13 protein-coding genes are annotated in these 11877 nt (G+C 49.9%); 5 read left to right on the top strand and 8 right to left on the bottom strand.

The window, feature by feature from the left end; all coding sequences use genetic code 11:
* The first annotated feature begins 262 nt into the window (after positions 1-262).
* On the top strand, positions 263-1468 hold the full coding sequence (locus ACLPHM_RS03870; RefSeq protein ID WP_430219953.1) for an MFS transporter: 1206 nt from the start codon (positions 263-265) through the stop codon (positions 1466-1468).
* Positions 1465-1587: a hypothetical protein gene (locus tag ACLPHM_RS03875; RefSeq protein WP_430219954.1), complete on the top strand. Its 123-nt coding sequence runs from the start codon at positions 1465-1467 to the stop codon at positions 1585-1587. Before ACLPHM_RS03870 ends, ACLPHM_RS03875 begins: the two co-directional genes overlap by 4 nt.
* A 12-nt stretch (positions 1588-1599) precedes the next feature.
* On the opposite strand, the gene ACLPHM_RS03880 is transcribed toward ACLPHM_RS03875, so the two are convergent.
* The 3 genes from ACLPHM_RS03880 to ACLPHM_RS03890 form a co-directional block, all read right to left on the bottom strand.
* The gene (locus tag ACLPHM_RS03880) at positions 1600-2187 is read right to left on the bottom strand and encodes a TetR/AcrR family transcriptional regulator (protein WP_430219955.1); all 588 of its coding nucleotides are present in this window, start codon (positions 2185-2187) and stop codon (positions 1600-1602) included.
* 41 nt (positions 2188-2228) lie between these two features.
* Positions 2229-2582, bottom strand: coding sequence for a hypothetical protein (locus ACLPHM_RS03885; protein WP_430219956.1), 354 nt, complete (start codon positions 2580-2582; stop codon positions 2229-2231).
* Positions 2583-2656: 74 nt separating this feature from the next.
* Complete coding sequence (locus tag ACLPHM_RS03890; RefSeq protein WP_430219957.1) at positions 2657-3391, bottom strand: siderophore-interacting protein; 735 nt, start codon at positions 3389-3391, stop codon at positions 2657-2659.
* Between the two features lie 96 nt (positions 3392-3487).
* Between ACLPHM_RS03890 and ACLPHM_RS03895 the strand changes: the two genes are divergently transcribed.
* Positions 3488-4105 (top strand): TetR/AcrR family transcriptional regulator, encoded by a 618-nt coding sequence (locus tag ACLPHM_RS03895; protein WP_430219958.1) that lies wholly within the window; start codon positions 3488-3490, stop codon positions 4103-4105.
* Positions 4106-4132: 27 nt separating this feature from the next.
* Here the strand turns inward: ACLPHM_RS03895 and ACLPHM_RS03900 are convergent, their stop codons facing one another.
* From ACLPHM_RS03900 to ACLPHM_RS03910, 3 genes are read right to left on the bottom strand one after another with little or no spacing between them, the layout of a single operon-like run.
* Positions 4133-5029, bottom strand: a complete 897-nt coding sequence (locus ACLPHM_RS03900; protein ID WP_430219959.1) for a CobW family GTP-binding protein — start codon at positions 5027-5029, stop codon at positions 4133-4135.
* The gene (locus ACLPHM_RS03905; RefSeq protein ID WP_430219960.1) at positions 5010-6641 is read right to left on the bottom strand and encodes an amidohydrolase; all 1632 of its coding nucleotides are present in this window, start codon (positions 6639-6641) and stop codon (positions 5010-5012) included. The genes ACLPHM_RS03900 and ACLPHM_RS03905 overlap by 20 nt, the downstream gene beginning before the upstream one ends.
* A 7-nt stretch (positions 6642-6648) precedes the next feature.
* A complete protein-coding gene (locus tag ACLPHM_RS03910) occupies positions 6649-8061 on the bottom strand; it encodes a sodium/glutamate symporter (RefSeq protein WP_430219961.1) in 1413 nt (470 codons plus the stop codon).
* 423 nt (positions 8062-8484) lie between these two features.
* On the opposite strand from ACLPHM_RS03910, the gene ACLPHM_RS03915 reads away from it, so the two are divergent.
* Positions 8485-9171: an O-methyltransferase gene (locus ACLPHM_RS03915; RefSeq protein WP_430219962.1), complete on the top strand. Its 687-nt coding sequence runs from the start codon at positions 8485-8487 to the stop codon at positions 9169-9171.
* Positions 9172-9191: 20 nt separating this feature from the next.
* Here the strand turns inward: ACLPHM_RS03915 and ACLPHM_RS03920 are convergent, their stop codons facing one another.
* The gene (locus ACLPHM_RS03920; RefSeq protein ID WP_430219963.1) at positions 9192-10367 is read right to left on the bottom strand and encodes a benzoate/H(+) symporter BenE family transporter; all 1176 of its coding nucleotides are present in this window, start codon (positions 10365-10367) and stop codon (positions 9192-9194) included.
* Between the two features lie 102 nt (positions 10368-10469).
* Here ACLPHM_RS03920 and ACLPHM_RS03925 point away from each other — a divergent pair, with 102 nt between their 5' ends.
* Positions 10470-11042 (top strand): helix-turn-helix domain-containing protein, encoded by a 573-nt coding sequence (locus tag ACLPHM_RS03925; protein ID WP_430219964.1) that lies wholly within the window; start codon positions 10470-10472, stop codon positions 11040-11042.
* Between the two features lie 7 nt (positions 11043-11049).
* Here ACLPHM_RS03925 and ACLPHM_RS03930 read toward each other — a convergent pair whose 3' ends face one another.
* Positions 11050-11862, bottom strand: coding sequence for a class I SAM-dependent methyltransferase (locus ACLPHM_RS03930; RefSeq protein ID WP_430219965.1), 813 nt, complete (start codon positions 11860-11862; stop codon positions 11050-11052).
* Between the last annotated feature and the right edge of the window lie 15 nt (positions 11863-11877).

Consider the following 11877-nt stretch of genomic DNA (forward strand, 5'->3'; position numbering starts at 1 on the left):
AACAGCTAAAACACCGCTTAATTTCTCATAACAGCGTTGCTTTCTGTGCTGATCGTTTGCCGACCTGCTGCGAGCCTCTAGATAGGTAGTAGGACAAAACCTACGCTTTATACCTGCTTCTTTTATTGCCGTTGACCCCAAAATAGAGTTCACTTATCATCTATTTTTCTGTAACAGTTGCCCTGCCCACAAGTCATGGCCAACACTGTATCGTTCACCTTATACGCCTATAGCAACGACAACGGCGACAAAAGGATAGGTCATGACATCTGTATGGCGTAAAAGCACCTGGATCATGCTGGGCGCATCCCTAGTTTTATTTTTATCCCTAGGGATACGACATGGTTTTGGCCTGTTCTTAACCCCGATGAGTAGCGAGTTTGACTGGGGGCGAGAAGTCTTTGCTTTTGCTATGGCATTACAAAACTTGATCTGGGGGCTAACGCAACCGTTTACAGGGGCATTAGCCGACAAGTTTGGTGCCAGAATCACGGTGGTCGTAGGCGGCCTGCTCTATACCGTGGGCTTAATACTCATGGGTTTCGCTGACTCCTCACTATCGCTCTCACTTAGCGCTGGGATTTTGGTTGGCATAGGGTTATCAGGCACCTCGTTTTCTGTGATCTTAGGCGTGGTGGGCCGAGCTGTACCGCCTGAAAAACGCAGTATGGCGATGGGTATAGCCGCCGCCGCAGGGTCGTTTGGCCAGTTTGCGATGCTTCCTGGCTCATTGGGCTTGATTCAATGGCTGGGCTGGTCATCAGCCTTGATTACACTGGGCCTCATGGTAGCGTTGATTATGCCTTTGGCTGCCATGATTAAAGACACGCCTCCTGTCGATCTGGGGCCGCAGCAAACCATGATGGAAGCCTTGCGCGAGGCCTGTAGCCATTCCGACTTCAGGCTCTTAGCCCTAGGTTTTTTTGTATGCGGCTTCCAAGTGCTGTTTATTGGCGTGCACTTACCCAGCTACTTAGTCGATAAAGGCTTGCCTGTTGTTGTCGGTACAACCGTACTGGCCTTGGTGGGATTATTTAATGTGTTCGGTACGTACGTTGCAGGCTGGTTAGGTACGACACGCTCTAAACCACACTTACTGTGCATTCTGTATCTGGTACGGGCAGTGATTATTGCCTTATTTATTTGGCTGCCCCTTTCTACATGGACGGCATACGCCTTTGGTATTTTGATGGGCTTGTTGTGGCTGTCAACCGTGCCACTCACCAACGGCACTATCGCCACCATGTTCGGCGTACGTAATCTGTCTATGCTAGGCGGTGTAGTCTTTTTGTTGCACCAATTGGGGTCCTTCCTTGGTGGCTGGTTGGGTGGCTACATGTTTGATAAAACCGGTAGCTACGATATGGTCTGGTATATTTCTATCGTGCTTAGTCTAGTTGCCGCCGCACTGAATTTACCTATCAAAGAAAAACCCGTAGTACGACTCTCTAAGGTTGCACACGCATGAAACGTAGACTTTGGCTGATGTTGGCAATAGTTGCTGCTGCAGCCATTGCCCTTCTCCTGCTATACAGTTGGCGTCAGGCCGCATTTGCCCTGATGCCTATTCAACTGCCTATGTGCTAAATACAGCGATAGTTATTTAGACTGCAACAATTGCGTGCGCGCCGCTGCTAACAACTCATCAGACAGCGCAGTGCCTTCTGTGGCTCGCGCCAACAACATCGCCCCCACCAACGTCGATAACTGCTCTAGCGCCTGCTGGCGTGCCACATCAGACGTACCAGCCTCAGGCTGTAAGGTACTCAGCACATCCACTAGCTGCTCCAAACCTTGATGAAAGGCATCGCGTACAGGTTTGCTGCTGTCCTCGCGGGACACATCCACGACCAACGATGCTAAGGGGCACCCGGTGCTAGGCTCAGTGCGGTGTTTATCATCCAAATAGCCGTTTATCAGCGCATTGCGGGCAGCCACCGCATTCTCCATGGCAGCGACACGCTGTTTCCATTTCGCGGCAGAACCCTCAAACGCTTTAGCGCAAGCAATGGCGGCTAACTCGTCTTTAGATTTGAAATGCCCATAAAAACCGCCGTGCGTTAGCCCCGCTGCTCGCATAACATCGGCAACGCTCACACTTAACCCTCGCTCTCTGAAAAGCTTAGAAGAGGCTTCTTCGATAGCAAGACGGTTTTTCTCGGTTTCGGCTCTGGAGACTCGTGGCATAGCGCAAATCTATAAAAGACAATAACGGGTAGCGATGATGCTTACTGAGGCAACACACGCAAAAGTATAAACACCAACACAATAAGGATGCCTAACCCTATATGTGCAAACCATACGGCGCACCCTAGGCATCTTAACTGCTTATAGTTAGGAAAGGCTTGCGCGACCTCAAGAGGTGGCTGTGTGGTTTTATACAGTGCGCGGGCTGGCGCATAACGGCAGCGCGATAAGGCAAATACGAAGTACCAATCTGGCACGGCAGACGTTAAGCCAAACTGTTGTCGATGCTGATTCATGGCATCCAATAAATCACCAACTTTTGTCTGCACAAACACAGAAAATAGCAACAGCAACACGGCGTAGCCAAGTACAAAATAGCCCAGATACTCTCTCATTTTTTACCCAGAGTCAGTTAGCACCGCCAGTGTGAGCCATGCTTGCCTGTAGTGTAGCAGGCTCACACTGTTGCTTAACCTTCTCTGTGGTCGGCTTTGCCTACTTTCCAATAGCCTTCAGTACGTACACGATGACGTTCTAAATAACGTTCGCGCAAATAGTGAGCACGCAGCTCTTTAGCAATGCGAGACTCACCGGCTACCCATACATATCCAGCCCCCAAAGGAAAGGGCCTGTACAACACTCGTTGCTCTAGCGCTAAGCCTGGGCGTTGACGTGGCTCTAGCCACACCACACTCAAGGCCGCAGGGCTTTGAATTACCTGCTGGTCTTCGGGTGTGGGCACTTCTACATATACTCTTGCTCGCACATTAGCTGGCAAGTTAACCGCAATATTTTGTATGGCCGGTAATGCGGTGACATCTCCTGCCAAAATCACCCACGCTGCATCGTCTGGCAGCGCAAAGCCACCCGCACGCGGGCCTGCTAACGTAACACGTTCGCCCTTTTGCGCGTGAAATGCCCAGCTGGATGCCGGGCTGTAGGAGTCTTCTTTGTGGTGCAACACAAAGTCCAGATCCAATGTTTGGCTTTCTCGGTTAATTTGCCTAATCGTGTAGGCTCGTCCTTCCCCGCCAGGCAAAAACACTTTCACCCATGCAGCGGGAGTTTCCACGCCCTCGGTACGTAAGAAGCTCTCCAATGCCGCACCACCTACCGTAATGCGCTGCATATGGGGCGTCAGGTGGTTGACCGCTACCACCTCAGCTTCAACGCGAGGAATGATGGGTCTAACCATGTCATCCATCGCTCACTCCTTCATAAAAACAAATATGAGTAATTGCTCAGTCCCTCTATAATATAAGCCTTTACTCGCATTTGATACTCGCATTCTCCCAAGCGTATGAAACCCCTATTACAGCCTAGAAAATCCCCGCTACAAGCACGCTCCAAAGCGCTAGTTACCGCTATTTTGGACGCTACCGCTCAGGTTTTAGTAGAGCGCGGCTACGCTGGCACAAGTACCAATGTCATTGCCGCACGCGCAGGCGTAAGCATTGGTTCTATCTACCAATACTTTCCAAACAAAGATTCGTTGATTGCCGCCTTACGAGAAAGGCATGCGACAGACTTATATGAGACGCTAGAGTCAGTACTTTCTAGTCGTAACCCACAAACGCTAGACGAAAAACTGGCCGCTATTGTGCACGGCTGGATGATCGCCCACCAGCTAGAGCCTGATCTACACCGCGTCGTAGAACAAGAGTTTCCTTTTTTCGAACGCGCTAACCACGATGAGCTCCCCATCTATCGCAGTATTGTTGAGCGTGTTCGGCAACTACTTGAAGAGCATCGCGAGCACTTGCTACCCGATGATCTAGACCTTGCCACATGGATGGTGCTGCAAACTATAGAGTCTTTGATTCATGCTGCTACCACCACCACGCCCTTGCCACCCCATGCACCCACTGCCATCGAACAACAGATTGTCACCTTACTGGTTCGCTACTTACAGGCCTAACCGCATACCACGAGCAGGTCTCTAGCACTACTGCATCGTGGACGCCTTTTTCATTTGCTGCTGGATAATCTGCAACGCGCGCTCTGAGGATGCAATCAGCACCAGTTGCGTCATGGCTGGCGGCGGATCACAAGGTGTTAGCCTACATTGCCCACCGGTATAGTGCAACACATAGGCTTTACCATCTTGCTCGTCAATCAATCGCCCTTTTACCCTATACAGCACCGTCGCCCACTCTTCTAAGCACTCCAACAAGGCTGACAACACAATGGGGTGGCGACTTTCTAAGGTGCAACTATGCCACCCACCGGCTTGCAGTGGCGTCGGTGTGATAGGCGCGGAAAACGCTATCTCGTCAGCGGCTGTATGCGTGTCGTAATGCAGTACGGCCTCACTGGTTTTTAAGACCGTTTCCAATGCCGTTGGCAAACATTCGCGATCCGCATACCTATTCAACACCAACTGCGTGGCGCTTTGTATTTGCTGACGCCACACTGTATTGACCTGTGAATCTTCGCTGTAACGCTGCGCTTGTGACACATCCACAAAACACCAGATATCTTGCAAACGCAAACGCGCTGACACGCGCACCATATCAGCCACACGCCCCGCATTCGCCACGCCACTGACTTCCATATAGAGTGCGCCAGGCGCTGGCTGCATCCGACTAATTTCTGCGAGCTTTTCTGCCATGCTGCCGCCTAGAGTGCAGCACACACAGCCATTATTGAGGCGCACGATCTTATCGTCTTGATAAGCAATCAGCGAGGCGTCAATATTGATTTTCCCAAAATCATTGACCACCACCAAACTGTTATCCGGCACACCCTCTTGCAGCAGACGATTTAACCACGTGGTTTTACCGGCTCCTAAAAAGCCGGTCAGGATGATGGTAGGTATAGTGTCACGCAACGGTGCTTTCATGAACTCGCCCTCCTACTAGCGTCGCTCGCACCTGCATATCTGGTAAGGCATCGGCATCACACGCAAACAGGTCATGATCCAAGACCACCATATCGGCATATTTACCCACCTCTAAACTGCCCACTTTGTCGTCCATACGTAAGGTGTAAGCGGCGCCTAACGTGGCCGCATACAAGGCTTGCTCCATGGTTAAGCCTTCATGCTCCCCCAACTGGTGACCGCATGCTGTCTGCCGGCGCATCGCACACCACATGGAAAACAATGGCCCTAAAGGTGTAACGGGTGCATCTGAATGCATAGCAACGGGAATACCCATATCCAAGGCCGAGCGCAATGGCTGCATACGGCGGCTACGGCTATAACCCAAAGTCTTATTACGGTGAACGTCACCCCAGTAATAAATGTGATTCACAAACATGTTTAAACACACACCCAGTTTGGCGGCTCTACGCATTTGCGCTTGGCTAATAAACTGGCAATGTTGCAAGGTATGGCGATGATCGGCTCGGTACCACAGCGTTTGAGCCTCTTCAATCGCATCCAAAATCAGTTCTACTGCTTCGTCACCATTGGTGTGTATATGCAGTTGCAAACCAGATTGATGGTAATCCAGCACCATCTGCTTCAAACTTTCTGGTGGTGCATTCCAAATGCCATTTTCATGGCCATTGTGATAGCCAGGCCATAGCATACGGGCTGAGAAGCCTTGTATGGAACCATCCGTCATGATTTTGACTAAACCAAAATGCAGCTTGTCGTTATTGTCACGCTGACACGCTTGCACTCGGGCAATCCCGTCTTGGTTTTCCCATTCCAACGCTGCCATGGCGGGTACTAAACGCACCGCGTAATCCGCTTGCGCGGAGGCATCGCGCAGCACTTGTACGCCAGCATCACTTAACGGGTTATATAAATCGGTGATGGTGGTTATCCCTGTACGTTGCGCTGCACGCGCATAACGCTCTAGGGTTTGAGGGCTATCCACCTCTGAAAACAAACTGCTACCCAGCGCCTCGAACACCGCAAACATGGCTGCCATTTCGCGCAACTCACCATTAGGTTTGCCATCTTTACCCAGCATCACCCCTTCAATCGTCGCGTTTTGCGCGAGCGTAGTTTGGGCCAGCATCGCGCTATTGACCGTCATTAAATGTAGATTGGCATGCATGATGACTACAGGCCTATCACCCACTACGGCATCGATCACCTGTTTATCTAAGCGGTCACCGTCAAAGTACACGGGGTCAAAGCCCCATGCCACCAGCGGCTCACCAGCAGGTAATTGCTTGGCATACTCTGCCAAGGTCTGCTGTATTTGCGTCAAACTTTGGCATCCCGGCCAACGCTTGCCCTCAGGGTCGTGGCGCGGGAAATACCCCAAATACAGGTATTTCCACATCGCCCCCTCTAGTGCATGGCTATGACCCTCTACAAAACCGGGGTAAATGTACTGATTCGCGAACCGCGTATCTACTGTTGCCTCACCCAGATCTTTCAATTCGTCCAACGGCCCTACACCTAGTACTTTGCCGTCTTTCACCGCGATATGCGTCGCTGTAGGTAAAGAAGGATCCATCGTGATAATACGTTTTGCGGCAAAAATAGTTAGCATGGTTTTCTTACTCTCCTACAACAACATTGGATTTAGCAAAGCCTACTGAAGACGATTTCTTTTTCAGCATTAATAATGGCATCAGCGCCAGCGGAATAAAGGTAGTGGCAGCAAACACCAACAAATAGGTATTTGGGCTCAGGCTTGGTGCAATAGGCGTCACGATATACAGCACGGGTAAATTGATGAGCACAATGGCCAAGTTGAAAAAAGCCAGCTCTTTCCCCACTGAGGTGCTGAAATCCGCATCCACTAAACGCAGCAGCAATAACCCTGTACCCGTAGAACCTGTGCAGCAACCGAATGAAGTAATCGCGCGCTCTGGCCCCAGCTTGCCGCTGAGTTTTCCGCAATACCAACACAAAATAAATGTGGCAATGGTCACTGCTACTGACACCAACAAAATCGGTACTAACAGGGAGTACAACACCGCAAACGCGATACTCATGATGGTGCCAACCACCATGAAATCCACCGACGCCCCCGTAATGCGTTTCATAGTTTCATCGTCTACAAAGTGCGACCAACCCATTTTGTCTATCACCATGCGCATCACCACGCATACGATCATGCCGTGCACAAAAAACATGTTGTGACTGAACAGAACTTCTAGACTTAGCCCCCACGGCGCTTTGCCCGCTACTACCCCTTGCATGAAATGCAGCCATACATAGGTAATGCCATAGGCAACACCCAACAACCCTAAGTGCCAAGCAAAGCTATCCATATTGGCGCTATGACTGACTTCACGCGTAGTAGTGTGGCCATTTTCTTTTTGATAAAAACCCTGCAAGAAAGTCTGATCTATAGAGGATTTCTTGTTTAAATTCATTCCCTTGCGGATGATGCGCTGAGCAGCTGGCACGCCCACCACAAACGCCGCTAAAAAGCCCAAAGAAGCATAAATCAGCCCCACTTGCGCGGCATTGGTGATCCCGTATTCTTGCTCCCAAATGGTGCCGTATGTCAGCGCTTGACCTGGGCCTTGAGTAAAGCCATGGGTAATCAGTGCGCCCAACATAGGGCCTACTTGGCTACCTGTGAACTGGTCATAGAGCACAATCATGCCGTAGCCTATCAAGACTTGCAGACCTAAACTGGAGGTCCAAATCAAGCTCAACCACATCCCGCCTTTGGCAATACTGCCACCCGATAGCGATTTGTCTTTGCTGCTTCCTGTCAAACATAAGGACATGAAGCTTAAAGTGAAAAAGTGAAAGGTCAGACTATTGAAATCTGCAGGTTTATAGCCGGGTATCCAGTCTGCAGAAAGCAAGATAAAGCCTATCAAACCACCCAGAATACTGGCCGGAATCAAGGTTTTTTGCAGGATGGGAATATGTCTGCGCAATATTCCCCCTAAGGCCAGCATTCCCGCTATCAGCGCAAATGCAATAATGCCGTGAAATGAGTTTCCCATCACTGCCTCCTATTACTTATCGAGATATTTTGTTTTGTTATTTTGTTTACAGCACCATTATGGGTACTAAACATCTCGAGTTACACACGTAATAACCCCAATATTTCTCATAAAACAAAACAGAACGTTTCTATATATAAGAATATCATCAGAAAACAGGAGGTTATTCGGCCACCAACTTTTCGTTACCCATTGAAATTATTATTCTTTTTAGATTCTCCCCAAAATGGCTCTATTTTTATCACTGACGTTTTCTACAAAAAAATCACGTCATTTCTGAACGCACAATAGTTTGTGGGGCGCTATATCTAATTCTTACTGGTGTTGTGGGACTTCATTGAAAGCCTGACTCATACGCTTGTATAGTGAATAAACCACCCTGTTTTTTTGGCGACCGCCATCCCTTAACTAAAGGCCTCTGTTATGCGTGCACACGACTACCCCACTCCTAGCATTGACGAATGTATCGCCGTAGATCATTACTTTGCCAACCGGTTAGCGCCGTCAGACCCAGTACTGCAACAGGTATTGGCCGCCAATGCCGCAGCAGGCATGCCACCCCATGATGTAGCAGCCGTACAAGGCCAATTTCTTGCTGTGATGGTGCAGATTTGCCAAGCCAAACGCGTGTTAGAGATAGGTACGTTGGGCGGCTACAGCACCATCTGTATGGCGCGAGCCTTACCCGCAGGTGGGCGTATCACTACCATTGATAACAATGCTGCCTTTGCTGCTGTCGCCAAAAACAACTTCGCCCTTGCCGAAATGAGCGAACGCATCGATCAGAAGGTAGGCACAGCACTGGATGTGCTTGCCACCTTAGAAGGCCCCTTTGATCTCATCTTTATTGATGCCGATAAACCTAATAACCCCGCCTATCTCGATGCCGTTCTGAAACTAAGCCGTGTAGGTACGACGATTATTGGTGACAACGTGGTGCGTGGCGGCGCAGTATCTAACCCCAACAGTGCGGACCCTAACGTGCTGGGCGTACAGCATTTTTTGCAGAAACTCGCCAGCAATCCCAACCTCAACAGCACTGCTCTACAAACAGTAGGTGAAAAAGGCTGGGACGGCTTTTCACTGACCGTAGTAAACGCCTTACCCTAATCACCGCACATACACCCTATTTAGGCGGATCGCCTACGCATAATGAAGTAGGTCAATCCGCCCCCCACCATACCCCAAAAGGCAGAGCTAATTCCCCATAAACTCAACCCTGATGCGGTCACTAAAAACGTTATAGCGGCTGCATCACGGCGCTCTTCATCTTTCATGGCCAACGTCACACTACTGGTGAATGTGCCCAACAATGCCAAACCTGCAATGCTTTTAATGAAGGCTTCGGGCAAGTTACTAAATAGCACGCCAATAGACGCGCCAAATATCCCCGCTAACAAGTAGAAAATACCTGCACACGCTGCTGCCATATAACGACGCGATTGGTCTGCATGCGCTTCAGGGCCTAAACAAAATGCGGCTGAAATTGCAGCAATACACACACTGAATCCACCCAATGGCGACAGCACCAAGGACAGCAATGCGGTAATGGAAATTAAGGGTGAAATACGGGGTGTATAGCCAAAGGCTTGTAGCGTTGCAATGCCGGGGGCATTTTGCGACCCCATGCTCACAATAAAAAACGGAATGCCCACACCGACTAACGATGCCCATTCAAACTTTGGTGTCACCCAACTAGGCCAGCTGATGACGTCTTGATGACTGAAATCCATGCCCTGCATTTTGCCAGCCGCTAACGCCACCCCTACCAATAATGTCAGCACAATGGCGTATCGTGGTGCATAGCGTCTGGACACCAAAAACACCAAACACATCAAGCCACTCATGAGCAAATCTAGCTCGAATGCCAAAAAGGCTTCCAAGCAGAAGCGCAACAAAATACCCGCCAACATGGCGGCAGCTAGCGATTGCGGAATACGCTGCATGATGCGTGCAAATATCCCTGTCACACCACACAGCAACATCAAGCCTGCTGCAAAAATAAAGATCCCCACCACCTCATTCAGTGGCACACCTACCGCACTAGTCGCTAACACCGCCATACCGGGCGTAGACCAAGCCGTCAAAATGGGAATACGGTAGTACAACGATAAACCCAATGAACTTACGCCCATCGCCAGCCCCAACATAGTCAGCCAGCCACCTATTTCAGACGCCGGAACGCTAGAAGCCTGTAAAGCCTGCACCACAATGGCAATAGAGCCGGTATAGCCCACCAGTACGGATACAAAGCCTGCCACGATGGCAGAGAATGACAAATGACGCAAAGAAAGATGTGGCTGCATGGTTAACCTTGATTGGACGTTATAACGCACGAACAAAGTATATAACACTGTACGTTATAACGTACAATGCTTTTTACTTTCTACCGAACAGGAGCTTAAGTCATGCAAAACATGGCGCTGTATTTAGCTCAAACCTTAAAAGACTTACGACACGAAAAGCAGTGGAGCCTTAGTCAAGCTGCCGAACACACTGGTGTCAGCAAAGCGATGCTAGGCCAAATAGAACGTGGTGAATCCAGCCCCACGGTAGCGACGCTTTGGAAAATCGCTACAGGCTTTAATGTGCCTTTTTCTACTTTTTTGGAAGAGGAACAGTCTAGATCGCCTTTGCTATTGCATAGACAAGGTGCCTTGCCCGTTTACGATCAAGCCAATAACCACATGCGCGTCACACCGCTGTTTCCCTTTGATCCGCAGTTAGGCTTTGATATTTTCCGAATAGAACTGGCCGCTGGCGCCTACAGTGAGTCCACCGCACACGAAGCTGGTGTGATTGAACACGTCATTGTGTTGGAGGGAGAGTTAGAGCTGCTTGCTGAAGGCATATGGCACAACCTAAAAACCGGGGAAGCTGTGCGCTTTCAAGCCGATCAACCTCATGCCTATCGCAATAGCAGCGCACAAACAGTGGTGCTACATGACCTGATTCACTATCCATCACGCGGCACCACCTGATAAGGTATTACGCCAGTTTCTGCGAGCAGGTCGCCATGAAGGTAGGCAAGAAGTGATCCACGACAAAGCGCGGATTGGGCTGTTTGTCTTCGTAAAAACCCGTGAGCACCAAGCCTGCTTGTAGCTGACCACCAATTTGGTCCGTCAAGCTATGACCAAATACCAGCGCCTGCCCTTGATCCATTTTCTGCTGCAAGCTGGCTGCATCTAAGTCTTTGACGTCAGCATACGGCACGCTATAACGAGGACGAATTAAGCCCTCTTCCATCAGTTTCGGGTCTCGGTCACCAATAAATACAACCGGGTTATAAAAACTGGACAACAACTTGCCGCCCGTTTTTAGCACGCGATAGCACTCTTTCCATACCGGCAACACGCTAGGCACATACAGGTTAGAAATGGGGTGCACGATGAGGTCAAAACTGTTGTCAGCGAAAACCGATAAATCCGCCATATCGCTACGTACCAACTCTAGTGTTAAACCGTCACGCTCGGCCACCATACGATCTTGATCCAGTTGGCCTTCAGAAATATCGACAACCGTCACGTTGGCCCCAGCAGCGGCTAGCACCGGAGCCTGCTGCCCACCACCAGACGCCAAGCACAAAATTTTGAGCCCTGCTACAGAAGCTGGTAACCAGCCCTCAGGCATAGGCTGCGGTGTGATGTATACGGTCCACTGCCCTTTTTTGGCCTGCTCAATCACCTCTGACGATACGGGTTGTGACCAGGGGCACTGTTGTTGTACCAGCTTGTTCCATGCACCACGATTATGTTGCCCCAACTCGTGTTGATCCATGGGTGTATTAGCTTCTGACATATGTTTAGTTCCTAC

Origin of the sequence: Paenalcaligenes sp. Me131, from assembly GCF_050487225.1 — a bacterium.
Lineage (GTDB): Bacteria > Pseudomonadota > Gammaproteobacteria > Burkholderiales > Burkholderiaceae_B > Paenalcaligenes.

Bases quoted from the DNA above. Each gene is read 5' to 3' on its own strand.
- ACLPHM_RS03870 (WP_430219953.1), top strand. From the start codon at position 263: ATGACATCTGTATGGCGTAAAAGCACCTGGATCATGCTGGGCGCATCC.
- ACLPHM_RS03875 (WP_430219954.1), top strand. From the start codon at position 1,465: ATGAAACGTAGACTTTGGCTGATGTTGGCAATAGTTGCTGCTGCAGCC.
- ACLPHM_RS03880 (WP_430219955.1), bottom strand. From the start codon at position 2,187: ATGCCACGAGTCTCCAGAGCCGAAACCGAGAAAAACCGTCTTGCTATC.
- ACLPHM_RS03885 (WP_430219956.1), bottom strand. From the start codon at position 2,582: ATGAGAGAGTATCTGGGCTATTTTGTACTTGGCTACGCCGTGTTGCTG.
- ACLPHM_RS03890 (WP_430219957.1), bottom strand. From the start codon at position 3,391: ATGGATGACATGGTTAGACCCATCATTCCTCGCGTTGAAGCTGAGGTG.
- ACLPHM_RS03895 (WP_430219958.1), top strand. From the start codon at position 3,488: ATGAAACCCCTATTACAGCCTAGAAAATCCCCGCTACAAGCACGCTCC.
- ACLPHM_RS03900 (WP_430219959.1), bottom strand. From the start codon at position 5,029: ATGAAAGCACCGTTGCGTGACACTATACCTACCATCATCCTGACCGGC.
- ACLPHM_RS03905 (WP_430219960.1), bottom strand. From the start codon at position 6,641: ATGCTAACTATTTTTGCCGCAAAACGTATTATCACGATGGATCCTTCT.
- ACLPHM_RS03910 (WP_430219961.1), bottom strand. From the start codon at position 8,061: ATGGGAAACTCATTTCACGGCATTATTGCATTTGCGCTGATAGCGGGA.
- ACLPHM_RS03915 (WP_430219962.1), top strand. From the start codon at position 8,485: ATGCGTGCACACGACTACCCCACTCCTAGCATTGACGAATGTATCGCC.
- ACLPHM_RS03920 (WP_430219963.1), bottom strand. From the start codon at position 10,367: ATGCAGCCACATCTTTCTTTGCGTCATTTGTCATTCTCTGCCATCGTG.
- ACLPHM_RS03925 (WP_430219964.1), top strand. From the start codon at position 10,470: ATGCAAAACATGGCGCTGTATTTAGCTCAAACCTTAAAAGACTTACGA.
- ACLPHM_RS03930 (WP_430219965.1), bottom strand. From the start codon at position 11,862: ATGTCAGAAGCTAATACACCCATGGATCAACACGAGTTGGGGCAACAT.